The sequence below is a fragment of the Nanoarchaeota archaeon genome (genome assembly GCA_018897155.1).
Taxonomy (GTDB): domain Archaea; phylum EX4484-52; class EX4484-52; order EX4484-52; family LFW-46; genus LFW-46.
Window position 1 is genome coordinate 1 of sequence record JAHILE010000059.1, and the last position, 26,347, is coordinate 26,347.

Sequence of the window (26,347 nt, forward strand, 5' to 3'; positions counted from 1 at the left end):
AAGAATTCGTTTTTTTATACAGTTTTTCATAGGTTATCATGTTATCTCCCCTGAGATAACATGGTTTTTGGAGTTTATGTGGTTAATTGCGCAAGAGGTTTATTATTAATTAATTTCAAAAGAGACCCTTTCTCATTCACCGAGATTCTATAAAAATCATTGTTTTGCTTGCCCATAATTGCTTTACTTTCCAAACGGAACTTTGTTCGTATTCCTAAAAAATTCAACCTATCAAAAATTTGCTTCAAAATATTCTTGTCGTAAGTCCCTAATCGGAATCTAGCTCGATTTTGGTAAACTCCAAAATTGCCTTCGGCATCTGCATACCCGCCCAAAAATGCAAAAAAGCAGTTAGTGTCATTCAAAATCCATTCTTCAATATGATCTTGTTTAGGTAATAAAAAGGAAAATGACTTATCCAAGTTACAGTAATTTTGATAAACGCCATTCTTATAGTCAATCTTGTAATGACCGTGCACACCATAAATATTTTTAATAAGTTCACATTGCTCTTTCTTTGTTGTACCTGATTTGATGAATATTGTCGAATTATCATTTACCGCTCTAACATTTAAATCACCCAATCGAAAGCCAATCATATACGCCTTTACTTCATCAGTTCCTTGAAATTTCTTTTTTGGATAACTGATATGCGACTCTGATAAAGATCTTGTTTTAATCCCAAATTTTTTCAAAAAGTTAAAAATAGTGACTGGATCACAATCAAATTTCTTAGCGATTTTGGAGCAGGGCAGATTTTTTTCAACATATAATTTTGACAGCTCATGCTTATCAATTATTATTTTCTTTTTAGGCCGCGTATCTATGCCCACGTCCTTTAATTTATAATAAACACTACAAGAACTAATTCCCAGAATTTCGGCAGTCTTTTGAGCAGATAATTGTCGGTTAATATACAACTCTTCCAATTTCGATTTCGGAATTGTAATTTTCTCTTTTGGCTTCCTTAAAAGGATACCATATTCCTTTAATCTTCTTTTTATAACGCCTGAATCACAATTAAATATTTTTGCAATCCTATGTGTAGAGTACATTTTCTTCAAATACAAAGGTTCTAGAATATTTTTAGAAATATTGATTTTTTTAGTCATTAGATAAGTTAGATAATAAAATTATTTAAATACGTGTCCTAATTTTAAAACAATAAATATACTCTATCGGTGTTTTAAGATATTTTTCAAATCATCTTACCAAAGATATGGTTCTATACATCTCTTTTAATTTCTTTTCATCAAAGCCAATAAGCGGCTCAAGCGCGAAAACGCCTGTTTTTTTGTCAAAACGGCTTGTTTTTCGCGCAAGTGTCTCTGCAAGAGTGTCCGGAATAACGAGTGCGCGTGCCTTGTTTTTCCGCGCTTCCTTAAATGCCGATTTTTCGGATTTTATGAGCGCATACCTTATAATCGGGTCGTATTTTGAGAGCAATGCGACAGCGTCTTTTTCTTTCTTTGACAAACGCGATTTTACAAAAATTGCAAAAACTTTGCACCCTCGCTTCATCATTAAAAATGCGGAAACAATGCTTTTTTCGTAATCTTTCGAAAACAGCACTGCAACTTTCCCTTCAACTCCAAGCGGCAGGCCGCCAAGAGATGGCACAGTTTCTGAGAACAAATAAGTCTTATTATCACGGATTTCAACAGAAATTGTCTTGTCAGGCCTTGTAAGGTCGACTTTGTTACCGAACTTTCTGACAACATCTGCGCCGAGTTCGCGCTCAAGCTCCTGGCTGCCGAATGCATGGGTTCCAGTACGTTTCACGCGCATTGCAAATGTGTCTTTTGGCGAGAGAATTGCCGAAGCAATCTTTTGCACATGCAGAGTCATCTTTTTGCGGTCCGTTTCGATCTCCTCGACTTCTGAGAAAGACACAAGGCCGAATGTTCTTGAAAGAATTGCCGCGGCTTTTTTCACGTCCTTTTCTGGAACTTCAAAAAAAATACGGTCATGCGACTTTATTGCTTTGAATAGAATTTTTTGCGCTGAAAAGGCCTCAGAAATATTGGTAATAAGACGGTCTGTGAACCTGCGCCTCACTTCAAAAGACTTCAGCCAAAGCTCGCCGAAACGAAGCAAAAGCAATTTACTTCCAGAACCCATAGAATATATTAAACCGGAAAGCTAATATATTGTATGAAACGCAGAAAGTCATCTCGTTCCGCTATTGCTTCACTCGAAGCTTTTGAGGGTTCCCTAACCTCAAAATCATCTCGTTCCGCTATTGCTTCACTCGAAGCTTTTGAGGGTTCCCTAACCTCAAAATCATCTCGTTCCGTTTCGCTGCACTCGAAGCTTTTTTTCGGGCGCCGAAAAAAAGCGCAATGGTTTATTGTCGGTGCATTCCTGATTATAACCATGATCTCTGCGGTTATAATGGGAAAAAATGCAGTAAACTTAAGCGATGATTTAGACCCGCTACAAAGGCAAATATACAAAAACATAAAGGCGGACATAGACATTGCGCTCAATTCTGTATTATATGAAGAAAGGACTTCGGAAAACCTCCAAATGCGGCTGAAAGACTATTCAAATTTCATACGCGATTTTGGGAAAATACATACAATAAATATATCTACCTATTTGATTGTCGGCCTTCCTTCCGGAAACGACATTAATGTAACGGTTATCAATTTCCAAAAAACTGCAATGCAGCCAATAGAAATAACAATAAACGGAACGACAAAAAATATTTCGATGCTTCTAGACGGCACTGCAGAAACGGTTACATTCACATCCGTTCCGGATTATTTCACAGTAAGCTACACAATTGCAACGCCGGGCGAATCACTGCCTGAAAGCGAATCGATAAACATGACAAAAAGAGTATTTTCTGCGGTAAAATTGCGCGTGGAGTCCAGAGACAAAAGCCAAGTGTGGCAGAAAGTCGGATGGTCTTAGTTACCTCGTTCGATAAGAATATCTTTTCCGCTTCTGCAATCAACTAGCGTTGACGGAATTCCGAGAATCTCTCCGCCATCAATAATGAGATCAACTGCATCTTTTAGATCTTTCGGTATTTCAGATAGTGTTTTAGGTGCCTTTTCGCCGGACCGATTTGCAGAAGTTGTTATAAATGGAATGCGCGCACGTTCGACAAGCTTTGAAATCCGATGCGCTGGGATGCGAACACCAATTGTGTCAGAGCCGGATGTCGCAAGAGCAAGAAATTTAGAATCTTTCTTTTTCAACAAAATCGTGTACTTTCCTGGCAGGTATTTATCAACAATCTCGCGGGATACAACGCAATGCGCAAGTATCCAGTCTTTATCCGGAGCAATGACTGACAGCGGCTTTTTCATGTCGCGGCCTTTTGCGGCAAAAACACGCTCGATAAGCATAAAATTTTCCGCGTTGCAGCCGATTCCATAAACTGTGTCTGTCGGATAAATTATCACTTTTGTTTTGATGGCTTTGATATCCGCAAAATTTTTCATCCACACCATCTTTTGCGTGGCTCGTAACATACTAGTCCATTCCATTACAAGGCTTTAATAAATTTGCATTCAGCTTATTTTTCTTCGGCGCACGACGAAGATTTTGCAGCCATCACACATATGCAGATATTCTTTTGTACAAAATGGGTGCTGTTGCATAAGATTTATATATGCCAAAATTCTTGCTCAAATCTTAGCGTTGAACGCAAGAATTTTGAATGACTCGGTTTTAGCTTTGCAGATAACGCTAAGGTGTATGTGCTCTGCGAATTGTGCAACAGCACCTACAAAATGGCAAATAGTATAATAATAACAAACGCCAAATAGTATTTGATATTCATGAAACTCCTTATTTTCGGAGCAACCGGTAAATGCGGCCAGCACATTATAAGGCAGGCGCTAAAACACAAATACGAAGTCACTGCATTTGCAAGAAACCCGAAAGCAATAACACTGCGCCATGAGCGGCTAAAAATTGCAGCCGGAAATGTTTTCAGCCTGCCTTCGATAGAATCTGCTGTCAAAGGGCATCAAGTAGTCATTTGCGCGCTTGGGACTAACAGCAAATATCCGACAAGAATGCTCTCGGAAGGGACTGCAAATATCATCAAAGCGATGGAAAAATGCCGCGTAAAGCGGCTTGTATGCCTAACATCGCTTGGCGCGCTCGGCACTGACGGCAGCCACACCCTTAGAAAAATCATGATCCCTCTGTTTTACAGGCATGTTTTTACGGACAAAAAAAGGCAGCTTGAGGAAATAATGAATAGCGGCCTTGACTGGATTGTTGTGCGCGCAGTAAAAATGACTAACGGCCCGCGCACAAAGCATTATCATGCGGCGCTTGTGCGTCCGATAAAAAATAGTGTTTCGCGCGCAAATGTTGCCGCATTTGTTTTAAAACAGGTTGCGCACGATAAATTCCTGCGCGAGATGCCAATTGTGTCTGATTAATCAATTAAACCCAAACCACGGCTTTATCGAACAATTATTGATGCTTTCATGCCCAACTGCACCCCACAATAATATAGCCGCGTGTTTCGGCATGAATGCGCCATAAAAAAATCATTCTGAGACAGGAATAATTTTTCCTTTCAGTTTCGCTTCAGCGCCCTGATTCATCATCTCGACGACATTATTTACAACGCCTTGAACACTTGCTTTCAGCTTTTCGTCGCTCCTGAAAAAATCCGCATCGGTCTCTGAGTTATGCTCTGCGCCATGCGTCTTGTACGCAAACCCGAAAGGCGCGAATATGTATCCCATCTGCTGGAAATACAGAAAAATATCCAGCATTGTTTTAACTGCGCCGTCTTCATGGCCGTTGATTAAAACCCCAAAAACTTTCCCTGTGGCCGGCGCTTCTTTCTTCAAGAGAACCATATTCTGTATGCTCGTAAGCCTGTCCAGAAAGTCTTTAAGGCGCGCAGACATGCTGTTCCAGTTTATGGGGGATGCAATTATCACTGCTTTTGCGTCCAGAATCATTTCGTGGAGCGCAGGCATATCGTCCAGCTGGTTTCTGCACGGGTAAGTGCATGCAGAATCCCTTATACTGTAGCAGCACCAGCAGTGCTTTATTCGCAGTTCGTTCAGGTCGAATCTTCTGTAGCTCACATTTCTTTTTCTGAGCGCATTCTCTGCTATGCTTGCCATTATGTCTGTATTGTGCCCTCTGTGAGCGCTTCCGTTTATGACGAGGACGTCAAACTTTTTGCCATCATATTTCAATCTTTGCTCTCCGCCATATTCGCGAAACTCTTTTCCCGAACCGCTGCACTGCGGACATTCTTCAGGCGGTGCCGGACCATTGTGATTATATCCGCATACGCTGCATTTCCAATTACGCAAAGTTTTTGATTCCATAAATTATCCATTTCATTTTTTTCCTGCCTGCTCTGCGCCCGAGCCGCGCGTGCAATAATAAACCCATCTTAAATGCAGCTTATCCTGGACCGGGCATGCAGGACAGATACATCCGTTTTCCGCTTTGATATTTTGCTTTTCCCTTTTAGGCAAAAAGTAAGCATTTTATCGCCAGTCCCTGCATATGACGGGCATTTTGCGCAAATACACGTCTTGTCAACATCATTTACTATCTCATCGCGCCCTTCCGGCGAAATGTTTTTCATCGCCAGTATTGCTTCTTCAACTGTTTTTGGACCACTTTCTTGATTCATAAATAACACCTTTGAAATTGCGCGCCCAACACGCAACCATTTACGCGCGCGTTTGACCTGTTGATGATTGAGAAGCGAACGATATATACTACTGTTTAGAAAAGCGCGCGCATCGACGGATAACGATGTATGGCTTGTGCGTTCTCTTAGGAGTTTGAAACAGTTCGTTAATTAATTTTGCGTTTTAAACGTTTTACGTTTTCCGGCTGCTCCAGAAAATTCTCCGGTGTAGAAACGCTTCTTCCTGTTTCGATTTCTAATTTCTTTTTTGCATCTCCGGCAATTGTTCCGCCTTTGTTTGCAGCTTCTTTGTTTTCATCGAAACCTCGAGCGTCTTTTGCCCTTGCGATTTCGGTTGTTGCGCGCTCGCCAAGCATAGAGAAAATGAGTTCCAAATCATTCATGTGATCGCGCAGATTTTCTTTTTTCAAGCCCTTGAAATCTTTATATTCTGTCGGAGTTAATCCGAACGTTGCTTTTGAAATCTCGGCGGTCAAAATCGCGTATTCCCGGTCTGCTTTAACTCCGCGTTTTTCCCATTCATTTGTAAGTTCATCCCTTATGGCGATTCCGCGCACTCGTTTTTCAATCCAGTCTTCTGAATAGCCCTTTGCCGCGTATATTTCGCGCATCCGTTTCATTGCGATTTCGGGATTTTCTATTTCCTGGACGCGCTCGTAGCCGACCTTTGCGAGCCATTGCTTGAAGGGCTCTGCACGAAGTGATGGAATTGCTTGAATGAGGCGAAACGCGTTTTGAGTATTGACACAATCAGTAGTATAATATTTACCGTCGGAGGATTGCATTTTCAGTTGGTTACAAATTGTAACCAACTGAGGCTCCCGATGCTTTAAAACCTTCCAATAATTGTTCGGATTAGCACTTTCTGTCAAACTGGCTACAATATCCACAACCGAGAAAAACCACTCGTTTTTGTGCCATATCCTTCTAATTTGCTTTCCCTGAAACACCACCAAAGCATTTTCAGTTGCAAAGTGTCCTGTCATAGCAACTGAAAAGCTGAGAGCGTGAGCGAACAGATCATGCGCGTCCATACAATAACTAAGAAAAAGCGCGTTTATATTGCCAACTGCTTGAGATTGCCGATATCGCCGATACAATACACGAATTATTTTATGAATTTTGCGAAATATTGTCAAAAATCATTTTTCATCGATCATTTCAAACAAAATCGTGTTAAAAACAGTATCGATATCAAACATTAGCCCGCCTTCAAGTCCCTTTTTCGCGATATCCAACTCATCTTCGGTCAGGAGCCGCCCGAGCTTTTCACGCGCCTCAATCTGCATTGTTTCCTTCGTGATGCAGAACAGCACATCGTTTTTATTAATTGTCTCAGTTATCATCTCCATAAATGCCGCCTGTTTGTGTTGTGTGTGGCGCGCGGAGATTATAAATTTAACGGGTTGACGTTGCCGATATGAATATCAGTTTTAAAAATTTAGAACTTCCAGCCTTCAGTTCTGAATAATTCTACGATGTCTATAGATTCAATGGATTTTTGATTACAGACATACGGTATTCTTATTTTGTTTCCCCTGAGTTTTTCTTCAGTTACCACAACTCTTTTGATTTTAACAAGAGTTTGTTGAGTTTGTGAAGATAAATCGATTGCAAGGGCAATCACCCATGGATCTGCGGAATGTTTAGCATTAACATCAATTAGTGCAGGATATTCTTTTAAGAGTTCTTGCACTATTTGGATTTGTCTAGCAGTAGGCGCTTTAAATAACTTTTTTTGCTTTTTGACCCATTTGGCTAGTGCATCATCATAGTTTTGTATTTCGTTTAGAACTTCTTTCGGTGCGATAAGACAGTCATTTTGAATTAATTGACTAATATTCTTCCAAACACTTACATAAACGTCCATTGCGTTATGCTTGTTCAATTCTATGAGAGAAGAACTATCTATAATGTAAACGTTATTAGTATTAGTCATTTTTTCGCCTTTGAAAGTACCTTGTCAAAACTCTTTGATTTTATTGATAAATAATTTAATGCATCGGTATAGGTTATGTGCGATTTGTCATAATTATTAGCGACTAGAGAAACGAACTTATTTCCAACCTCAGAAAGGCATCTTACTTCAGAGGGCACTCCTCCACCAGTTCCTTTTTCAGGTTCTTTTTTGGGTTTGATTTCTTCTTTCTTGAACCTTGCTAGAATAGCATCATAATCTGTTCTTTCAATATATTTTAACTTAAGCATATTTAGAAGAAGCATCGCCTTACTGACTTTGTATTTATTAGATAGATATTTGAGCGTTTCTTTTTGAGTGAGATTAGATTTATATGTTTCAAAAGCGGTTTTTGCCAAATCTTTAGGTAGTAAGAAAGACGCTGCAAATTCATTGCACCATTTTTCGACATTGTCTTTGTAGGAATAAGTTGCATCAGGCAAATCTATGACTGACTCCCCGAGCAAAATATGTGCGAACTCATGCATCAAAGAGAATATCCTCGCTTCAATATTGTCCTTAGTGTTTACTACAATCACATTCGGAGATTCGTCCACAAATACGAATCCTCTTGCATCTTCAACAGGCATTGAAAATTGAAATACGAAAATATTCAAATCTTCAAATACATCCCGTAAATAGTGAAATAACTCGTAAGGCGTTTTGAATTTTCTTTGTTTTTCTTCGCTTAGATTAAAACGCTTCCTAAAGTTAAGGGCGATCTTCTCAGGATCTTCAGAAACATTTATTTTCGGCAATTTTGATTTTGTTTCATATTTGATATTTATTGATAGCTCTTTGCTCAAATCTTGCAATCTTCGTGCCTTTCTCATAACGAGAATGGTTTTTTTATCAAATTTGTCGACTTTATCAGGAAGCATTCGATAATCCTTCGGCTTTGGTTTTTCAGCAATTGGTTCGGATAATAAAAATGCTGCCAATGGCCGTTTGAAAATGGCTGAAAGTTCTTCCAATTGCCTTAACGTTGGTTTTTTCTCTCCGGATTCAAATTTTTCAATATTTTGTAGATTTGTTTTAAGCCGTTTAGCTAACTCCTCCCGATTCCACCCTGAACTCCCAATTAGCCATTTCAGAACAGCGGGCTCAACGTTCACAGCAATTGGCTCTTTGCGCGGCATTTAAATCACACCCTACGAATATTACCACTCTTAATAGGTTTTCTATGAATATTAACGTTTAGATTATCCTCTATCCATTAATGCAGGAAACGGCGTTGATTTTTCCATAAGACGTCCTCATTTATGAAAAATGGTGCGCGGAGATTATATATTTAACGGGTTGGGGTTGCCGATATGACTGTGTTTGTAAAACGTTATTATCTACGCATATATTCTACAGGTTCCATCCCTAAAAAGATAAGTGCCTAATGGACAGCCGCTAATGCACCTGTTTTTATAACAAATAGATGTACCCTCCCCACAATAACTATTTGGAGAACCGCAAGGTTGATGACAATAGCCATCGGAGCCAAGTATATATCCTGATGTTTGACATCGGGAATCAGTTCCAACTATTGTTTGAGACTCACAATAAAACGCATCGCATGCACTATAACATCGGTTGTCAGTTCCCAATATTTCTGTTCTATCGCAATAGTTTACGCAATATCCTTTTTGAGTAAGGTATGCATCCCCTTTACAGTAAACCACGGAATCAATATTTCTCAAGGAACTGATCTTTATAGCTATGCTTTTCTGAGAAGAAGTTCCTATATTTATCCAAGTATTTATCCCCACAAGATTGCCATCTTTATCAAAAAGCCCGCCGCCACTACTGCCAAAATAAGTATAAACGTCAGATTCTATTGAATTAAATGCAAACCCATCACTCATAAGCAAATCTTTTAATGCATTAATTTTTCCTTCAGCTACTAAAAATTCTACAACTCGCTCAGCATAAGAAGGATAACCTATTGCAGTAACCGAATCCCCTACATTTAAATCATCATTCACAGTTACGCTTTGATAATTTTCGGCATTAGTCGTATCTACCCCCAGTATTGCAATATCTAAATCATGAGGAGAAAAAGAAATTTTAGAAACCGGGTATATTTGGCCATCTTGAGTTCTAACGCTTGTTTTTTCAGTTAATCTTGAATAGCATTTCATATCATTGAATCCACAATCCAAAACGTGCCTATTTGTATATATAAATAATTTTGAATCGGTGTTTGAAAAAATAACTCCTGAACCACTACCGCCATTCTCAAAATAACTGCCATCTTCATTTTTCCCAGTTACTTCGTATTTTACCCAAACAATACTTTTCTTTACATCTTCAATATTTTTTGTATTTATGCAACTCGGCGCACCGTTTGAAGGACAATTAAATCTTTGATTGTTAGAACATGAAGTATAACACTGACCATTACACCAAGAACTTCCTATTTCTTCACATTGCTGCTGTGGAGTTTTTTGAATAGCGGGTTGTATATATTCCGATATTCCTGAAACAATATTTTGAGAATTTGTTGGTTCAGTTTCCTGCTGTGATGATTTATTTTGATCTGAAAATATTGAGGATCCAAAAGACCATCCAAAAACAATTACCGAAAGAATTATGAACGTCATTAAAAAAGTTGTCACAGAGCTATTTTCTACTTTTGTGTGCTTTTTCATACAAGAACCCTTTGAATATTTAGTTTGAGTTCTTATAAAAGTAAGTTCAGACGTGCTCCTACTCCAGCCATTCCTTCTTCGCAATCTTCTCGGGAAGGTAGACGTCCGTAACAAACGAAATACCTTTCTTGCTTAGAGCTTCTAGTTCCAGCTTTACGCCTTTCTCAAGCATGTATTTTAATTCGCGCTGCCACGACGGCTTCTGGAACCACGGATATCCGAGAATCTGATTCGCTCTCTTTTTGTCCTCATCATTCAGCTTGATTGTCACATCTTTTGGCAGGTTGTATTTCTCCTGGTCAAACGATGACAATCCGATGAATTTCGCAGTCGGAATCGCCATTCTCTTGCTTTCGTAAGCCAGATTTATGCTGCCCTGTTTTATGACCGAATAAATGTAAAGTCCCCAAGGGTCGTTATCTACGAACACATATATCGGGATTTTCAGCTCGTTCTCAAATCGCCACAATAATCTCCTTACTCCTCGCGGCGGAACTCCCTGCCCGTGTATCAATATGCAGTTATGCGTTTTCCAGAATTTGTCCTCGTTTAATCTGCGCCATACGGCGTCTTTTTCTACCATCAAAACAAATTTTGCTTCGCAGGCATCGAATTTAATCATGGATTTTTCGACAATTGAAGGAATGCTCCAGCCTCCTGAACCCAGCCTTCTGCAATCTATTGTATCGCCAGAATCGATAAGTGTAATGTTTCCAACTAAAGATCCTCTATTGCTTGCAAAAAGATGCAGTTCTTCTCTTAGCGTGTCTATTGTGACCTCAAGATCCTCTATTATCGGATCTGACTCTATCTGGTCGTCAAAAGTATTCTCCTGCGTGTTGCCGATGGTGTGCTTTGTCATATAAAATAGGTCTCTGATAGATGTTGTTTTGCCAGTTTTTATCAAATCCTTGCAAGCGGACGCAATAAGCATTGTCTGCATATATTTCTTTGCCTGCCCCAAATTAAGATAGCTTCGCTTCTGTACTGCAGTTCCAATTTTTATCAAATGATCTTTCTCGTCATAATGAACGTTTGAAAGCGTGCGCAATGGTATCTGAACTTCAGGATTTTTTCCATCTTCAATTTCTTTCAGCGACTTTCTTCCAACATTCTCCAGCTTCTCAATTACTGCCTTATCTATTAGTTCTTTTTCTGCTGTTGCCATTTTTAATCATTCCCCACAATCATTGGATTAAAATCCATTCGCAAGTTTTGCTTGCTCTTGGCTTTTGAGCTTTGCTCAAAAAGCTTGAAAATTCCATCGAATTTTCAAGATAATAATCACCTAATCTAAAGATCCTCTTCGGCGCCATCATCCCTTTGCGCGTATTCCTTTCTTCTCTTTACATCCTCAGTCTCATCCTCTTCGGCAGACACTTCCTTCTTTTCTGCTTCTTCATCAACAACGAGTCCTTTGTTGTCAAGCATCTTCTGCATAGAAACATTTATTTCTGCAATAGGCTTTTCTGTCAAATTTGCAAGAGCAGCTACCAAGTCTTCCGCATATCTTTGGAATATGCTTGCTTTCTCGCGGAGCATGTGCTCCCTATGCCTTGCAGAAAGGAACGCGCCAAGTTTTCTTGCAGCTTCCTGTATTGCGAGCTTTATTTCCTTAATAATTTCCGGATAGCTTGCGATTGCTTCTTTTCCTTCTGAAGTATACGGAACCCAAACCGATGCGAGGTGCACTGAAACTGCGACAGGACCTGAAGGCATTCCGCCTCCGCTCTGATTTAAACCATATCGTTTCCAGTCTGTCTGAATTACTGCTTTTGTTATCGCGCATGCCGATTGGTCGTAAAGCAAAGGCATTTTGTTCGCAAAGCGATATATTTGTATTGCTCCCTCTTTGTTTAGGTTTCCGCCGTATGCTATGCCGACTTCTATCTGGAATGGCCTTCCCGCATATACTGTTGGCGGCCTTGTAATGGCAGTAACAAATTCAGGTATAACTTCTTTTTTAAGCCCTTTCTCAACGGACTCAAATCCGATTGGCGAAAGGCAGTCTGTAGGCGGATTCTGAAGCTTTGCCTTCTGCATCGCATCAAGGAGCTTTTCAGCCTCATCGCGCGTGACTGTTGTCGGATTAATTTTTGCGTCAATTCCTGCAACATCACAGATTTCGCCAGCCTTTGTGCCGCCGACTCTTGAAAATTCGTTTGACAAAAAGCTGCGCAGGTTTCTTGCCTGCGTGAACTTAAGCATTCTGATAAGTATTCCAAGCTCGATTCCCTCTGGGTGCGGCTGTATCTCTTTTGCTTCCGGAGGCAATGTTTCAACAACTCTTGTAAACTCGAATTTCTCGTTGTCCGGATCAAGAAATATGATTGTCGCATACGGATTTATGATTGCGCTCTCAAGCAGGTATTCAAGAACCGATTGCTTTCCGCGCGTGTATTTTCCTTTTATGTCCATCTCAATTCTTGTGCCGTGACCATCGCCAGGAACTGACGTCTCTGAAACTATCTCGGGCTCGTTTTTCTGCGTATTTAAGTGAAGCTCAAAAATATGGGTGAACGTATCACTGGGCCTAGAATATATTTTTGTCGGCCTGCCGGTTGTAAGCTGGGCATAAAGCACTGCTGCAGAAATACCGATTCCCTGCTGGCCTCTGCTCTGCTTTAAGCGGTGGAACTTGGAGCCGTAAAGAAGTTTTCCGAAAATCTTCGGTATGTTCTTTTTCACAATGCCTGGCCCATTATCCTCTATAATAATTTTGAATTTATCGTTGGTGTCTCCCACGCGCTTTATCTCGACGTAAATTGTTGGAAGAATGCGCGCCTCCTCGCATGCGTCAAGAGCATTGTCAACAGCTTCTTTTATGCATGTCAAAAGCGATTTCTGAAGATTCTCATAACCTAGAAGATGCTTATTCTTCTCAAAGAATTCAGCAACAGATACTTCCTTTGCGCTCGCCATCTGTTGTGCAGTAAGCTCAGTTTGTGCCATAATGTATCATTTCCCCCTCAAACAATAATATTTACTTCAGTTATAGAAACTTTAAATATATGGTCGAAGACATATATTTATAGCCTGTCTTCTCCCATCTATTTCGAGAGCTATGCTCTTGAAATATACGAAAGCAAAAAAATATTTAAAGGTATATCATAACTGCTGAACAATATAGTTTGTGATATATAGTTCTTATGCATTATTATGCCCGAAGCTTTTTAAACCTGTTTTCGCCATTCATCGGCGCTAAAAAACTTTTTCTCGTTCCTTCTGTTTTCTTAAAAAAAGATAAGATGTTTTGTGCGTTTTTCCTGAAAGCAAAAGCTCAATTGCGTCACGCGCCTGCTTCACATTCTCTGGCGCGCCAAGTATTGCAACAGTTTTGCCGGATATTGAAATATGCGTCTCTGAAATTTCCTCGATATTTGCCCGTGCCTTGCCGTGCGTGCCAATCAGCCTTGAGCGGAACCGCTCAAGCGCCTTTTCACTAGTTCCTGCATAATCTATGAGGCTTATTATTTCAAGCACATGTTCTTCATCAGTTAGAATCATCGCGTGCTCTGGAGAAAAACCACGCGCTATCGCAGTCACTGCTTCTTTTGCGCGCAGAGCCATTGCAGTATCGCTTGCCGAAATTTCGATATCGCCTTCGGATGATATGCGCAGCTTGCAATTGAACGCTTTTTCAAGCGCCTTTTTTGTTGCCCCTTTGGTGCCGATAAGAACTGCTATGCGCTTTTCAGGGATTTTGATTTCGAGTGAAATATATTCCATACTAACATAATACATTTCGCGCGGAGTTTTAAAAATGGAAGGAAACGCGCGGATTTAAAGAATATAAGGCGCGCGAAACATAATTTAAGCATGGATTTGAAGAATATTAAGAGTTGGCAGATTGCTGCAATCTCCGTCGTGATCCCCTCAATCACATTTGCCCTCATGGGAGGACTGAACACAGATGTATCTGCAGAAAAATATCGATTTGTAGATATTATATTACTAAGTACACTCACTTTGTTAATTACAACCATACTTCTAAAAGTCAAACGAACGCAAAAAGTTGGCGCGACAATTTCAATAATTGAAGGACTTTCCATCTTGTATTATAGCACACTAGGACTTTCCCTATTGACTTTTGGCGCCCAAAACGTATCATTTTCAGACAATTCATTATTATTCATAACCCCCGCCATATATGGTCTCGCAATCCTATTACTATTCGCAGGCATCCACTATTTCTGGAAAAAGCAATAATTCTGATAATGTGATATTATGCGATTAAAACTCGACTTACATCTTCATTCCTGCCATTCCGGCGAAGCTTTCGGCACAATCGAAGAAATTATTCTTTGTGCGAAATCAGTTGGGCTTGACGGATTCGCGCTCACTGATCACAACACAATTTCTGGAAATAAAGAAGCTGCGCACATCGCTAACTTAAAAAAAGATTTAAAAAATACTAATAGAAATTAATCGCAACTGATCTTCTTCATAATCTCGGGATTATGCTTAAATAAAATCTTGCACGAACAATTCTTGCAGAAAATGTCGCCTACGACTTTCTCCACTTCGATTGTGCTTCTGCAATTATAGCATACATACATTGTCATAATGAACCTACTCCTCAACGGCTTTTGATTCTATTTCCTCTGATTCTGTCGTTTCTGTTTTTGCTTTTTTGGATTTTGCCGCTTTCTTTTTTACCGATTTTCCTTCCTCTTTAACTGCTTGTTTTTCCTCAACAGCGGAAACTAATTCAACAACCGATACGGCTTCTCGCACAAATGCTTCAACCTCGCCTTTCATTATTTTCGTTGCAGTAGTTGTTGGCTGGTATGCTCCGCCGGCAATAGTGACCTTGCACTTCTTGCATTTCCAGATTCCTGCGGACATTCTGTTAAGCGTTAATCTTAGACACTGCGGACAGGTGTGCTGGGCGCGAGAAGTTGCCTCAATTTTCGCAACCATATGCCTTACTCTGCTTCCGTATTTGTTTCCGAATCGTCCGGTTGTGCCTACTTTTTTTGTGTGCATGAAAATAACCATTCCATCTCTATCTATTTTGCAATCTCAACCCTGCATCGCATCGGCATCTTGTCGCAGACTCTTTTTCCTGCTTGTTTTGCTGTTTCAATGCCACTTGCATTCACTTCAATAACCATTATCCTGTGAGATTTTCTGATTCTTGCAGCAGAACCTGAAGGCTTTCCAAAAGCATGCGCCATTCCCTGATAGAATCGGTCTGCTTGAGCAATAGCTGCCTGCGCATGCTCTCTTAAAACCTGATGCGGATAAACAAGAACTTTCATGAAAAAATTTTTATCGTCAAGCTTTTTTCTAAGAAGCGAGTTTGCGGAAATGCGGCCGGATTCCAAAGAATTGTGCCTTACTTGCGCGTTTTCGCAGGAAATGATATAAATTTTTTTCTCAAATTTGCCTTTCATTGCAGCATTTCCCATCTCAAAAGTATGAAGCTTTGAACCAGGAACTCCTTTGATGTATGCTTTTCTATGAACCTTTACTGCCGTGCGCGTGTAAGGCCTTTTAAATTCCCGGTATATTCGTGCTCTTCGCAATGCCATAAAAATCATCTCACTTAGTTCGAAGCTTTTTCGAGCTTGTCTCGAAAAGCTTGCCGCAAGGCATGATTTGAGGACTTCGTCCTCAAAATCATCAATCCTATCCCTAATGCGTAACTAATATAACGAAGAAAGGCTTATAAATCTATCCTTTTTTTAACAACTGTGTATTTTGCCGCATTGCCTTAAAATTCTGGATGGCACACAACGTATACGGCTCAACAGGCAATCTTTCAAATTCGTCAAGCGAAACCCAGCCGAATTCCTGTCCTTCTGAATTTAGCGTTACATCGCGTGAATCTGTTTTGCATGCATAATCCATAAACACAAAATGCCTCTTTTTCCAGAATGCTGGATCGAATATAAATTCCTGGATGCCGATAAATTCGATGTCGAATATATCAAGACCGGTTTCTTCCTTTATTTCACGCTTCAGGGCATTAACCGCGCTCTCGCCAAGTTCTATATGCCCGCCCGGAATAACGTAGTTTCCGCCCCATTTGTGGGATTTCATCAAAAACAGCTTGCCGATAGTATTGAAAATAAGCGCGCCTACGATCGGCTCCGGAAACTGCTGCTCAGCCATTATCCACTCCTCCTGCTGTTTAATTTATCAATAATCTTTTTGTCAATAGCATAATCAACAATATGGAGCGCGCTTGCAAACTGGGTGTATTGCCCGATTTCGACTTTCTTTCCTGTTTTTTTTGTCGCATACCAAGCTATGAACTCGGATAGCGCCAGGCCTCCTGCAACATTACTTGGGAACGCCATAACATCATGCGCCCTCATTGCAAAAAGCGGAAACAAAAACCATCCTTCTTTTACTTCGGAAAAGCGCCTTTCATCAGATTCGCTTGAGTTTGACGAAAGAAAAGTTTTCATCTTTCGCCCATCGTTCTCAACAGTGCCATACCGGATATAACGCGCGTTTGGCTGATAATAGCAAAAACAGGGATTGTGCATGTCGTAAGGCGAGTCTTTTGCAAGGTCAATCTGCGGAACCTGAAGAGTCACATAAAGCCTGTTCGAGTTGCCTATGCCATCAGCAACTACGGTTGCGCATCCTTTTGCAAGCCGATAAAACGAGTTGAAAGTCTTTGCCTGAACCGCAGACAAACTGTCATAAAAACCAAGAACATCTTCAAACGCCGGAACTTTTTCTGCGAACTTTTTCTGCATGACGTCAGTAAGCTCCTTTATGCACTGAAGCTCATACTTGTCCTTGCATGACTCAAAACCATAAGCGGTAAGCCGCGTCCCATAAGAATATTCTATGTTTTCAATAAGCTTTGGCACGGTTTTCCCGGTTTTAGGATCGTACTTAACATCAGCAATCGGAAACAGATACACCCATCGCGAGTATTTTTCAAGATAATCGCGCGCACCTTCATCGTTTTCTATCCAGGATTGCGGGCGGTAATCTTTTGGGATGCGCCCATTCTCAACATCATTTAATGTTATCGAAACATTCGCGCAGTCAAGCGCCATTCTTGTGCTTTCCTGTTTCCCCCAGCTGCCGAACTGCATTATGTGGCCCTGAATGTTTGAAAAAGCATCGGAAACAGTCATGGCATTTATAGAAGTTCCGGAAAACGATCCGTAGCTGTCAAAAATTGCGCCCATCTTGAAAAGCGAGAAATCATGCAGCAAGGGCTCTTTTGCTGCGGCGCCTTTGTCATAGATATGGTATTTCCTGCCCTTGACACTCATGAAAAATGCATTTTCGCATTCCTGCAGGCATATCCGTATCACAAATCCTATGACTTCGATGTCTGAACATTTCAGGAGGTCTATCACCTCAATCTGACTGCGGAAGCGCTCGATAACTTCACCAGGGAGGTTCTTCAGATACGGAAATGTCGGGCAGATTGTGTTTTTTACGCGGCGATCATCGTCAATTCCGTGAAGGACAAGCGATTTTATAATGTCTCCTGCCATATGGCCCGAATCATTTCCTGCAAGGATTATCCAGCGGATATTAGGGTTGTAGACCGTATTTGCAATAACCAGTTCTACTCCCCGCGGGGTCATACACGGGCCTGAAATTCCTGCACCCATGCCGACTGCATGCGATTGTATTGTGTTGTTCTGTGATGGCACTATCACCGCAACCGGATTCTGCGCGTCTGCAACCTCGTAAGTGCCTGAATTCGGCGGGAATTTTTTGAGCATTTCGCGCGGAACCTGAAAATAAGTGATTTTTGTGGGCGTTCTTTCAAAAAACAGCCATTCATTCAGCGATTTTGAATAAATCTTGAATTTATTTGGAAGCTCTTTCATATTGACGCCGGGTTTGAGCCATTCCGGGGGCTCCAGATGCACATACTCGCGCGATGAGAAATCATCAATGTCTTCCTGGCGCTCCATGGATGATTATTGAAATGAAAAACTTAAAAATGGGTTTTTAAATATTCAAAAACGCTTAAGATTATGGCACTTAGTACTTCGAACTTAGAAGAAAAGCTGGGCTTGGCAATAACAAACATAATCGAAGTTTCTCCAAATCCACCTAGTACACGGGAAGGGCTTTTTCAAGAAATAAAGAGGCAATATCCTGCGCTCGCCGACGAAAAAATATTTGACGGCGCAATTACACCGGAATTATTTGAGAGAATCAAAAAGCCGGGCGTATATATTGATGAAGCTGGAAAATCTCACAGATACTAAGTATGCAAGCAATAATTAAAGAATTCAACGTAAACGGGATCTAATCTCAAGAAGATTCGCGTCCGTCCTCACTCCCGTAGGCGAAAAATGCGTTCTTGACGCGCGAAACCCTGCTTTGCGAAGCTTTTCTATAAAGGCGTCAATGCGTGGCGGATTCACGCGAAAAATAGACGCCAAAGTCCCGAGTTCGTACCACGGCGCGTCAATCAGAGATTCCTCACGGATTACACCCAACAGTTTCAGAAGCTGAGCATCGTTCATAGGCTTTGATTTCTCAAAAACTTTCGCGCAGAAATCAGAATCAAAAATCCTGCCATTCCAGAGCGGCCCTGCATAATTGGTTTTTTCGCCGCAATCCGCGCACTCTTTTCGGCAATTATCGGGCATGAATTCGCGCCTGCCGCATTTTTTGCAGAATATAAAGTATCCGATGCTTCGCATACTTATATCTGCTGCGGACTTTGACCTTTTCACCCTTCCGAAAACACGGAAATAATGCAGTTCTGAAAAAGAAAGAACCGGCGTGAATCCCTTATCATATTTTGCGCAATCGCGGACAATATTTGCAATCAATATCCTTATCCCGAGCTCATGCTGCATGTCGCAGCGCATTGATTTTGCGCCGTATTTGCGGTATGCTGCGCGCGGATATGTCCCTGAAAGCGGGGCTGTGTCGGTTGCAGTTATCGCAAGCATTCCGTGAAGCGATATGGCGCGCGCTGAAGAATCAAGAAACTGAATCGGCGTGCCAAAAGGGTCTATGTCAATGAAATCGATTTTGCTTTTGCGGCGCGCAAGAGTTATTACCGCATCTTCTTCTTCTATTGTTGCGTTTTTTATTTTGTTTTCCGCAACATTCTTTTTTATCAGTTTTATTGCAGCCGGGTTCAGGTCTGAAAATATAACTTCAAAGATTTGCGGCACTTCAAGCGCATACCTTATTCCCCTCACTCCTGTCGCTGAAAGGCAATCTGCGACAACAATGCCATTTTCGCCTTTTTGAGATTTAATTGATTCTTTTTTCGCGCCTTGTGATTGTGCGCGTGCCGACAACTCTTCCTGAAACACAGTTAGCGCAAGAACAGAAATATCTCGGTTGTGCTTCATCTTCGGATTGTAGAAGACCGCAGCCTTTTTTGATATCTCTTGGATTCTTCCGGTGTATGCAAGGATGCGCGCCTTGCCTTCAGTAATTTTTTCAATAACCATATAATGACTTTAGAAAAGAAGATTAAAAAACCAAATTACATCCAAGCTTATTGCTCCATATCCAAACCTATTGCTTCAACTTCTTTTCAAGCTTCTTTGCAGAATTTAATTCAATAAAGTTTTCATTAGAAACTATTTTAATTCCTAGGCTTTTTTCCGCATCATTCAAGGCTCTTCCTGCAACTGAACCGCCTTCGTTTGCAATAATTTGGTTCTGAATAAATCCTCTCGCGTCTTTTTTCCGCGTTGCCTCTGTTGTAAGCCGCTCGCCAAGCATTGAAAATATGAGTTCGAGGTCGTTCATATGATCGCGTAAATTTTCATTCTCCAAGCCTTTGGCTTTCTTGTATTCGCTTGGCGTAAGCCCAAAAGTAGCTTTTGAAATTTCTGCGGTTAGAATAGCGTATTCCCGGTCTGCTTTAACTCCGCGTTTTCCCCATTCATTTGTAAGTTCGTCTCTTATGGCGATTCCACGCACTCTTTTTTCTATCCAGTCATCAGAATATCCTTTTGCCGCGTATATTTCGCGCATACGCTTCATTGCGATTTCAGGATTTTCTATTTCCTGCACGCGCTCGTAGCCGACTTTTGCGAGCCATTGCTTGAATGGTTCGGCTCTTAAAGAAGGAATTGACTGAATGATTCTGAACGCACCTTGCGTATTTACGCAATCCGTTTCTCTTAATTTGCCATCCTCCGCCAACAATTTCAACTGTACACAAATTGTGTACAGTTCAACTCCGTGTTCTGATTCTCTTGATTTAAGCATATTCCAATAGTTTCTCGGATTTGCGCTGTCCGTAAGGGCTTGAATAATATCCACAACCGAGAAAAACCACTCGTTATCGTGCCACACCCGTCTGATTGCCTTTCCCTGAAACACCACCAAAGCATTTTCAGGTGCAGAATGTCCTGCCATAGCAACTGAAAAGCTGAGAGCTCGAGCGAACAGATCATGCGCGTCCATACAATAACTAAGAAAAAGCGCGTTTATATTGCTTGGCGCTGGAGGTTGCCGATATAATCAAAATTACGATTTCAATTTCAGAAGATACATCGGTGTAATTTTTGAATATTCGTTATCCTTTGCTTCAAAGGTTTTGACAATCTCAAAGGTTTTCATATATTCTTTCTCTTCCTCATCACCATATGCATAAACGAAAACCTTATCGATAAATTTCTTGCTCCAGAAATTCCAGACAATATCAAGGATTATATTCAGGTTTTCGCTTTCAAAAGCAAAGCCTTTTTCAGTTCTGTATTTTTCTATCACTTCTTTAGGCTTTGAAAACGTTCCCAGATGGTCTTTTGAATCATAGGACATTATCTGAACGTCTAAAACAAATTCAAGCGCGCTTTTACATGTTGGCTCTTTTTTGGAAAATTTCTTCAGCAATTCATCCGTGTTTTTAAACGGCTTTTCCCGCGGAACGCAAAACGCGCGCGTTATGAATATTCCGTCTGGCTTTAGAAGCCGCTTTACTTCCGATAGCAGTGCGTCTCTTTTGTTCCACGGAACATTTGGCAGAATAGCATCTCCGACTATGGCGTCAAAATATCCGCTTTGCAATGGGTTTTCGAGCCAATTGGCGCGCACTAAAATCTCGTTCGGATTCTTGATTTTCAGAAGAGAATTCATGGCTAAAATCATTTCAAGGTTTATGTCGATAATCGTTGTTTCATAGCCAAATTCATTCAGAGCATCCCGAAGCTCGGGCGTCGCGCCTAATACAAGCGCTTTCAGAGGTTTGCACTCATTGTTTAATTGTTTCAGCCATTCTCGATATTTCTCAACTTCGTCAGTAGAAATGCGGCTTGGCGAAGTAAAATAAACGTTCCACATTTCCGCAATTTGCTTCCATACAACGGACGTTGTTTCAAGACTTTCGACCATGAGATATCCTAATTACAATACATTCCAAGAATTTAAATGTTTATCATCAGTTAGATTTATGAACGGACTAAAGGGAGAGTTAATCAGATTTGATACCAAAGACGGCTTAGAACTTCAAGGACTCCTTTTTGAGCCAGAAACAAAAACAAAAATATATTAATTCATGTGCATGCATGGATAGGCAATTTCTATGAAAACAAATTTTTGGATTACATAGCCAAAGAATCGGTTTCAAACAATATTGCATTTTTGACATTCAATAATCGAGGAAACGGTATTATCACAGACATACTCAAAAGCGGTGCACAAAAAGGCGGCTATCTACGAATCGGCGGAAGTCTGGAAAAATTTGAAAAGTGCATTTATGATGTATCCGCAGCAATTGATTTCGCATCTAAACGAGGATATGATAGAATAATTCTTGAAGGCCACAGCCTCGGTTGCCAGAAAGTTGCATTTTATAAGTACGAAACAGGCGATAAAAAAGTTATTGGAGAGGTGCTCTTGGCGCCTGTTGATGACATCGGATACGTCAAAAGATTGCTTGGGGATAAATACAAACCATCATTGAAAATTGCCGAAGACATGGTTAAAAAAGGCATGTGCGATAAACCTGTTCCCGAAGAAATGGCATACTATCCGTTGATGCCTGCAAGACGATGGCTGGACGTATCAAGCCCAAAAACGCGGCATGGAAGCATATTTGATTATTCGGAAGAATTAAAGGAGATTAGGAATGCAAACTGTCCAGTATTGGCAATATTCGGCTCCAAAGACGATTATGAATCTGAGCCGGATAAAAAACTTGACATTCTAAAAAATAGTGTAAAAAATTGCGACACAAAACTGTTCCAAAACGCAAACCACTGGTTTTCAGGATATGAAAACGAATTAGGAACACTAATAGTGAACTGGGTCAAATCACACAATAAGTAATTGGATTTTTAACTTCTGCTCCAGCCCTAGTATAATCATCACCCAGCCAAAACCTTCGAAACGCTCCCCTCTTTCACAACCTTGAAAACCCGGTCGCTGAACGCCTCAAGCTCGCGCTCATGCGAAACAAGGATTATCTGCTTGCATGCGAGTTCAGCAAAAACATCGCGCAAGTGAGTCAATTGCTCCTTGCTGAAACCGTCAGTTGGCTCATCAAGTATTATCAGGCCCGATGAACTCATGGAGCTGCAGACTCGCTTGACAACGGTATTTAGCGCGAGCCGGTAAGCTAGCGCAACCGAAGTCTTCTCCCCGCCAGAAAGCGCGCGTATATCCTGCTCATAACCGTTCTGCACAACTAACGGCGTGAATGCGTCATTTATCGAAACGCTCAAATCAGTATCAACCATCAATATGCCGAACCATTTCTGGAAAAGCGAATTGAACTCCTCGTTTATGCTGCGAAGAACATGCTGCTCAATTGTTGCAAGCGCACCCGAGAAATATTCGTCAAGCCATGTGCGAATTTCGCAAAGATTGTCTTTTTCCTTTTTCTCGATTCCTTTTTTTGCAAGTCTCTCATCCACTGCCTTGAGGTCTGCTTCAAGCACACGCATTTCTGCTCCGGCTGAGCTAATTGCGCGAAGGATATTGCTGCGGCCGTCTTCCAGCAAGTTTGTTTCTTTTTCAAGTGCCGCTATATCCGACACTATTTTTTTCGAACTTTCAAACTCCTTTTGCTTTGATTCGTACTCGGCAGAAACCGTCAAGATATCCTCATTAAGTTCTGCTGCTTTTTTGCGCTCGGATTCTGCGCGCTTTGAAAGCGTTTCTGTTTCTCGCATCACCTCAAGAATCTTCATCTGATTCATTGCGTAACTTTTCAGCGATTCCGATATTTTTGAGAGCTCGGCTTCTTGGAAAGACAGCTTTTTCAGAATCTCGACATTTCTTGAATAGGTTTCCCTAAAGGAGATAATATCATCCAGCTTTGATTTTGCAGCTTCGAGATTTTTTGAAATCATGTCCCGCTCTTTTGACATGCTCTCAAATGCATCATTTGCACGCGAAAATTCAATCAAGAGCTCCCTTGTTTTCAACACATCACATTCCTTTGCCGCAGTCTCGCTAAGCATAACTTCGAGCTTCTCAAGCTCTTCCTGAACATCCCGGGATTTTTTAAGAAAATGTGCGGGATCTATCTTATGCTCGCATAATGGGCAAATCTCGTTTTGCAGGAGAGTTTCAAAAGTTTTTGCATCTTTTTTCATCACAGCAGTTTTTTCGCGCAATTCATCTGCCTGTTTTCTAAGCATCTGTATTTCACGCGAAATTATATCCCCTGTTTTCTCAGTCGGCTTTTTCTTCACTTCAAGCAACGCGATTTTTTTGTCGAGATTTTCAATTTCCTGCTCTGCGCTTTTCAAAGAACTCTCGAAAAGCTGTGCCTCTGAAATCGATTTTTCAAGCCCCCCGATTGCCTTGGATATTTCGGTCATTTTATCGCGGACGCTTTTCAGCTCTACAGAGATACCAAAATCTGTTTTTTCTGTCGGCTTCCTGCACAATTCAAGCTCTGATATCCGGGCTTTTTTCCCGCGAATCTGCAATTCGGCTTCAGAAGATGATTTTTCAAGCTCTAACGCGCTCTTTTTTTTGTCAATAAGCGCATCCTTAAGCCGCGGCAGTTCGCCGGAAATCTTGTCAAACACAGCCTTTATCGCGCGAAATTCATCCATTTTTTTCCTCTGTTCCGACAATGAATCGACAAATAATTTTTCTTTTTTTGAAAACTCTTCAAGCTCAATGCTTTTTTTCTGGAACAATGCGGATTTTTCTGATTTTTCCGAATTCAACGCATCAAAATCCTCGAGGCTTCCTGCAAGAAAAGTCTCGCGCTCTTTTATCTGCTTGGAAACAATTGCCGCGTTGTTTCGCGCGATGCGGTATTCTTCGATGCCGAATGCCCTGCGTAATGTTTCAAGTCGCGCATCCTCAGGCAATTCAAGTATCTCTTTCATTGATTCCTGCGGCGTAAAAACCGCATACCTATAGATGTATGAAGTCGCTTTGGGCGAGGGGTTCTCGTTGAATTTCAGCATTTTGAGGACCTCGCGCTTCATTTCCTCCGGGCTGAATTCGGTTTTTGAGCCGCCCGAAATTATGCTGCATTCTTTTTGAGACGCACCTGTTTTTTTTCGCTCAAGAGTTCTGCGAAACAAAAAATCTTTTCCTTCAATATCCATTGAAAGCGCTACAGAGCCCTCCTTTTCGCCGTTGCGCAAAAGAAATGTTGATTTCAGGTCGCCGAGGCCGAAAAGCGCGAATTCGATCGCATATAGTAGTGTAGACTTTCCGCTGCCTATGTCGCCCTCAAACAGAATGATGCCTTCGGGAAAATTTATTTTCTCTTTTTTGTAGCTGCGTATATTTTCGAGCTCGAGGGATTTTATTATCATTTGCCGAACACCATTATTTTATTCCGATTGCCGCAAAAGCGCTGCGCTTTATTTTGCCCTCATAATCCGATTTTGACTCGCCTGCGTTTTCTGCGCGAAGCAAAACGAGAAGCGCTGCTGAGAGCTTCTTGCCATCATCTTTTGACAGCGCAGGATTTTTCAGCGCCGCCTTTTTTTCAAAAAGGCCCAAAGACTCCTCGAAAACTTTTTCCTCTATTTCATGCTTGTCTTCGCCCTTAATTTTCAGCTGCTGGGTTTCGCGCGAAGAAAGCGAATTGTGGCTAAGATACGCCACATTTGCGCCGTTTTTCAAAATCATGCTTTTCAGCTCGCCGAAATTTATGTCTGATGGCTTTCCGCTTGAAAGCTCGCCATGGATTTTGAGAAGAACTACAGACGGCATCGCGCCTCCTGAAAAATCATTTTTCTCAATCATCTGCTTCAGTTCATCGCCTGCGGATTGAGATGTTTTTGCATCCGCACCATAAATCAGAGAAAAAATCCTGCAGACCTCAATTGGCTCAAAACGCGCGACTGCTTTTTTCGACGAATCTATTTCAACAAAATAAAACCCGCCTTTTTCATTTGATGCATTTTGAGGATTTGCGGAGCCCTCAAAAGCTTGCCACGAAGTGGCATGATTTTCCAGATCGCGGTAATCGCCCCCGAAAAGCGCGCCCGTAAAGACGAATTTTCCGTATTCCGGAAAGTCGCGCTCCATGCGCTTGTGCACATGCCCCCCTGCGTAATAATTGAAATTTTTCGGGAAATTCGACAGCGGAATTCCGTCTGACATCGCAAGAAAATCAGGCTTCATCTCATTCAGCGTGCTGTGAAAAAGAAATATTTTGACGTTGCCGTTTTCGCTGTTTTCAAGATGCTCACAGTCAAGATTCTCGTAGTATGATTTCTCTGCGCCGCGCTTTCTTGCAGACATTCCGGAAAATTTGACGCCGGTTTTTTCATCTGTAAAAAAGTCAAGCCGTATTTTTCCGCCTTCAGTTATGTTTGCGCTAACGACTTTTTTTATAAGCCCTGCGCTGCCAAGAACATCAATAATCGAGGTTTCTGTTGCGCTGTAGTCGTGCGAGCCGTAGACAACATAAATCGGAATTCCTGCGTCTTTTAGCTGTTTCATTTTTCGCACCGCCCGGTCAACAACAGCCATGTCGGGAAGCGCGATTTCAAACAAATCGCCTGCAATAAGTATGAAATCCGATTTCAATTCAATTGCTCGGTCAATCGCTTTCTCAAACGCTAAGACGTTTAATTCGCGCAGTGTCGGGTCCCTAAATGCTCCCAAATGAACGTCTGCGATGTGCGCGAATTTTACCATAAGGTATTATCCTTATGAAATTTTAATAATGAGTCATACTATAAGAAGAATGCCTTT

At 41.2% G+C, this 26,347-nt stretch carries 27 protein-coding genes and 1 pseudogene; 6 read left to right on the forward strand and 22 right to left on the reverse strand.

Translation table 11 applies throughout. From position 1 onward, the window contains the following. Positions 1–74: 74 nt before the first annotated feature. On the reverse strand, positions 75–1,112 hold the full coding sequence (locus tag KKB09_07710) for an LAGLIDADG family homing endonuclease (protein ID MBU4301073.1): 1,038 nt from the start codon (positions 1,110–1,112) through the stop codon (positions 75–77). Between the two features lie 91 nt (positions 1,113–1,203). Continuing rightward, the gene (locus tag KKB09_07715; protein ID MBU4301074.1) at positions 1,204–2,121 is read right to left on the reverse strand and encodes a hypothetical protein; all 918 of its coding nucleotides are present in this window, start codon (positions 2,119–2,121) and stop codon (positions 1,204–1,206) included. A gap of 33 nt (positions 2,122–2,154) precedes the next feature. Here KKB09_07715 and KKB09_07720 point away from each other — a divergent pair, with 33 nt between their 5' ends. After that, positions 2,155–2,919: a hypothetical protein gene (locus KKB09_07720; protein MBU4301075.1), complete on the forward strand. Its 765-nt coding sequence runs from the start codon at positions 2,155–2,157 to the stop codon at positions 2,917–2,919. On the opposite strand, the gene KKB09_07725 is transcribed toward KKB09_07720, so the two are convergent. Continuing rightward, positions 2,916–3,485 carry a threonylcarbamoyl-AMP synthase gene (locus tag KKB09_07725; protein ID MBU4301076.1) on the reverse strand — a complete coding sequence of 190 codons (570 nt, stop codon included), beginning with the start codon at positions 3,483–3,485 and terminating at the stop codon, positions 2,916–2,918. The genes KKB09_07720 and KKB09_07725 overlap by 4 nt on opposite strands. 309 nt (positions 3,486–3,794) lie before the next feature. On the opposite strand from KKB09_07725, the gene KKB09_07730 reads away from it, so the two are divergent. Continuing rightward, a complete protein-coding gene (locus KKB09_07730; protein MBU4301077.1) occupies positions 3,795–4,409 on the forward strand; it encodes an SDR family oxidoreductase in 615 nt (204 codons plus the stop codon). Between the two features lie 111 nt (positions 4,410–4,520). Here KKB09_07730 and KKB09_07735 read toward each other — a convergent pair whose 3' ends face one another. The 10 genes and pseudogenes from KKB09_07735 to KKB09_07780 all read right to left on the reverse strand — a co-directional run bounded on the left by KKB09_07735 (position 4,521) and on the right by KKB09_07780 (position 13,981). Continuing rightward, complete coding sequence (locus tag KKB09_07735; protein MBU4301078.1) at positions 4,521–5,321, reverse strand: NAD(P)H-dependent oxidoreductase; 801 nt, start codon at positions 5,319–5,321, stop codon at positions 4,521–4,523. A 12-nt stretch (positions 5,322–5,333) separates the two neighbouring features. Then, positions 5,334–5,587 (reverse strand): annotated as a pseudogene (locus KKB09_07740) (DUF2769 domain-containing protein). A gap of 215 nt (positions 5,588–5,802) precedes the next feature. After that, a complete protein-coding gene (locus KKB09_07745; GenBank protein ID MBU4301079.1) occupies positions 5,803–6,642 on the reverse strand; it encodes a Bro-N domain-containing protein in 840 nt (279 codons plus the stop codon). A gap of 156 nt (positions 6,643–6,798) precedes the next feature. Beyond that, the gene (locus KKB09_07750) at positions 6,799–6,987 is read right to left on the reverse strand and encodes a hypothetical protein (protein MBU4301080.1); all 189 of its coding nucleotides are present in this window, start codon (positions 6,985–6,987) and stop codon (positions 6,799–6,801) included. A 110-nt stretch (positions 6,988–7,097) separates the two neighbouring features. After that, entirely contained in the window at positions 7,098–7,595 is a 498-nt protein-coding gene (locus KKB09_07755) for a DUF4411 family protein (GenBank protein ID MBU4301081.1), read from the reverse strand. After that, entirely contained in the window at positions 7,592–8,752 is a 1,161-nt protein-coding gene (locus tag KKB09_07760) for an ImmA/IrrE family metallo-endopeptidase (protein ID MBU4301082.1), read from the reverse strand. The genes KKB09_07755 and KKB09_07760 overlap by 4 nt, the downstream gene beginning before the upstream one ends. A gap of 201 nt (positions 8,753–8,953) precedes the next feature. Beyond that, positions 8,954–10,252 carry a serine protease gene (locus KKB09_07765; GenBank protein MBU4301083.1) on the reverse strand — a complete coding sequence of 433 codons (1,299 nt, stop codon included), beginning with the start codon at positions 10,250–10,252 and terminating at the stop codon, positions 8,954–8,956. Positions 10,253–10,310: 58 nt separating this feature from the next. Then, a complete protein-coding gene (locus KKB09_07770) occupies positions 10,311–11,420 on the reverse strand; it encodes a DNA topoisomerase IV subunit A (protein MBU4301084.1) in 1,110 nt (369 codons plus the stop codon). 125 nt (positions 11,421–11,545) lie between these two features. After that, positions 11,546–13,204 carry a DNA topoisomerase VI subunit B gene (locus tag KKB09_07775; protein ID MBU4301085.1) on the reverse strand — a complete coding sequence of 553 codons (1,659 nt, stop codon included), beginning with the start codon at positions 13,202–13,204 and terminating at the stop codon, positions 11,546–11,548. A gap of 249 nt (positions 13,205–13,453) precedes the next feature. Continuing rightward, positions 13,454–13,981 (reverse strand): KH domain-containing protein, encoded by a 528-nt coding sequence (locus KKB09_07780; GenBank protein MBU4301086.1) that lies wholly within the window; start codon positions 13,979–13,981, stop codon positions 13,454–13,456. A 90-nt stretch (positions 13,982–14,071) separates the two neighbouring features. On the opposite strand from KKB09_07780, the gene KKB09_07785 reads away from it, so the two are divergent. After that, positions 14,072–14,461, forward strand: coding sequence for a hypothetical protein (locus KKB09_07785; GenBank protein MBU4301087.1), 390 nt, complete (start codon positions 14,072–14,074; stop codon positions 14,459–14,461). Positions 14,462–14,479: 18 nt separating this feature from the next. Beyond that, the gene (locus tag KKB09_07790) at positions 14,480–14,680 is read left to right on the forward strand and encodes a PHP domain-containing protein (protein MBU4301088.1); all 201 of its coding nucleotides are present in this window, start codon (positions 14,480–14,482) and stop codon (positions 14,678–14,680) included. Between the two features lie 144 nt (positions 14,681–14,824). Here the strand turns inward: KKB09_07790 and KKB09_07795 are convergent, their stop codons facing one another. The 4 genes from KKB09_07795 to KKB09_07810 form a co-directional block, all read right to left on the reverse strand. Continuing rightward, positions 14,825–15,241 carry a 50S ribosomal protein L37ae gene (locus KKB09_07795; protein ID MBU4301089.1) on the reverse strand — a complete coding sequence of 139 codons (417 nt, stop codon included), beginning with the start codon at positions 15,239–15,241 and terminating at the stop codon, positions 14,825–14,827. A gap of 23 nt (positions 15,242–15,264) precedes the next feature. Next, positions 15,265–15,789: a 50S ribosomal protein L16 gene (locus KKB09_07800; protein ID MBU4301090.1), complete on the reverse strand. Its 525-nt coding sequence runs from the start codon at positions 15,787–15,789 to the stop codon at positions 15,265–15,267. A gap of 142 nt (positions 15,790–15,931) precedes the next feature. Next, positions 15,932–16,372 carry an NUDIX domain-containing protein gene (locus KKB09_07805; GenBank protein ID MBU4301091.1) on the reverse strand — a complete coding sequence of 147 codons (441 nt, stop codon included), beginning with the start codon at positions 16,370–16,372 and terminating at the stop codon, positions 15,932–15,934. Then, the gene (locus KKB09_07810; protein MBU4301092.1) at positions 16,372–18,156 is read right to left on the reverse strand and encodes a hypothetical protein; all 1,785 of its coding nucleotides are present in this window, start codon (positions 18,154–18,156) and stop codon (positions 16,372–16,374) included. Before KKB09_07810 ends, KKB09_07805 begins: the two co-directional genes overlap by 1 nt. A gap of 63 nt (positions 18,157–18,219) precedes the next feature. Between KKB09_07810 and KKB09_07815 the strand changes: the two genes are divergently transcribed. Next, complete coding sequence (locus KKB09_07815; GenBank protein ID MBU4301093.1) at positions 18,220–18,456, forward strand: hypothetical protein; 237 nt, start codon at positions 18,220–18,222, stop codon at positions 18,454–18,456. Positions 18,457–18,480: 24 nt separating this feature from the next. Here the strand turns inward: KKB09_07815 and KKB09_07820 are convergent, their stop codons facing one another. From KKB09_07820 to KKB09_07830, 3 genes are all read right to left on the reverse strand, one after another. Then, entirely contained in the window at positions 18,481–19,665 is a 1,185-nt protein-coding gene (locus tag KKB09_07820) for a tRNA (guanine(10)-N(2))-dimethyltransferase (protein ID MBU4301094.1), read from the reverse strand. Positions 19,666–19,732: 67 nt separating this feature from the next. Beyond that, positions 19,733–20,584, reverse strand: coding sequence for a Bro-N domain-containing protein (locus KKB09_07825; protein MBU4301095.1), 852 nt, complete (start codon positions 20,582–20,584; stop codon positions 19,733–19,735). A 111-nt stretch (positions 20,585–20,695) separates the two neighbouring features. Next, positions 20,696–21,559, reverse strand: coding sequence for a class I SAM-dependent methyltransferase (locus KKB09_07830; GenBank protein MBU4301096.1), 864 nt, complete (start codon positions 21,557–21,559; stop codon positions 20,696–20,698). A gap of 165 nt (positions 21,560–21,724) precedes the next feature. Between KKB09_07830 and KKB09_07835 the strand changes: the two genes are divergently transcribed. Beyond that, positions 21,725–22,495: a DUF1749 domain-containing protein gene (locus tag KKB09_07835; GenBank protein ID MBU4301097.1), complete on the forward strand. Its 771-nt coding sequence runs from the start codon at positions 21,725–21,727 to the stop codon at positions 22,493–22,495. Positions 22,496–22,533: 38 nt separating this feature from the next. On the opposite strand, the gene KKB09_07840 is transcribed toward KKB09_07835, so the two are convergent. After that, positions 22,534–24,954: an SMC family ATPase gene (locus tag KKB09_07840; protein MBU4301098.1), complete on the reverse strand. Its 2,421-nt coding sequence runs from the start codon at positions 24,952–24,954 to the stop codon at positions 22,534–22,536. Between the two features lie 13 nt (positions 24,955–24,967). Then, entirely contained in the window at positions 24,968–26,290 is a 1,323-nt protein-coding gene (locus tag KKB09_07845) for a DNA repair exonuclease (protein ID MBU4301099.1), read from the reverse strand. Positions 26,291–26,347: the final 57 nt, after the last annotated feature.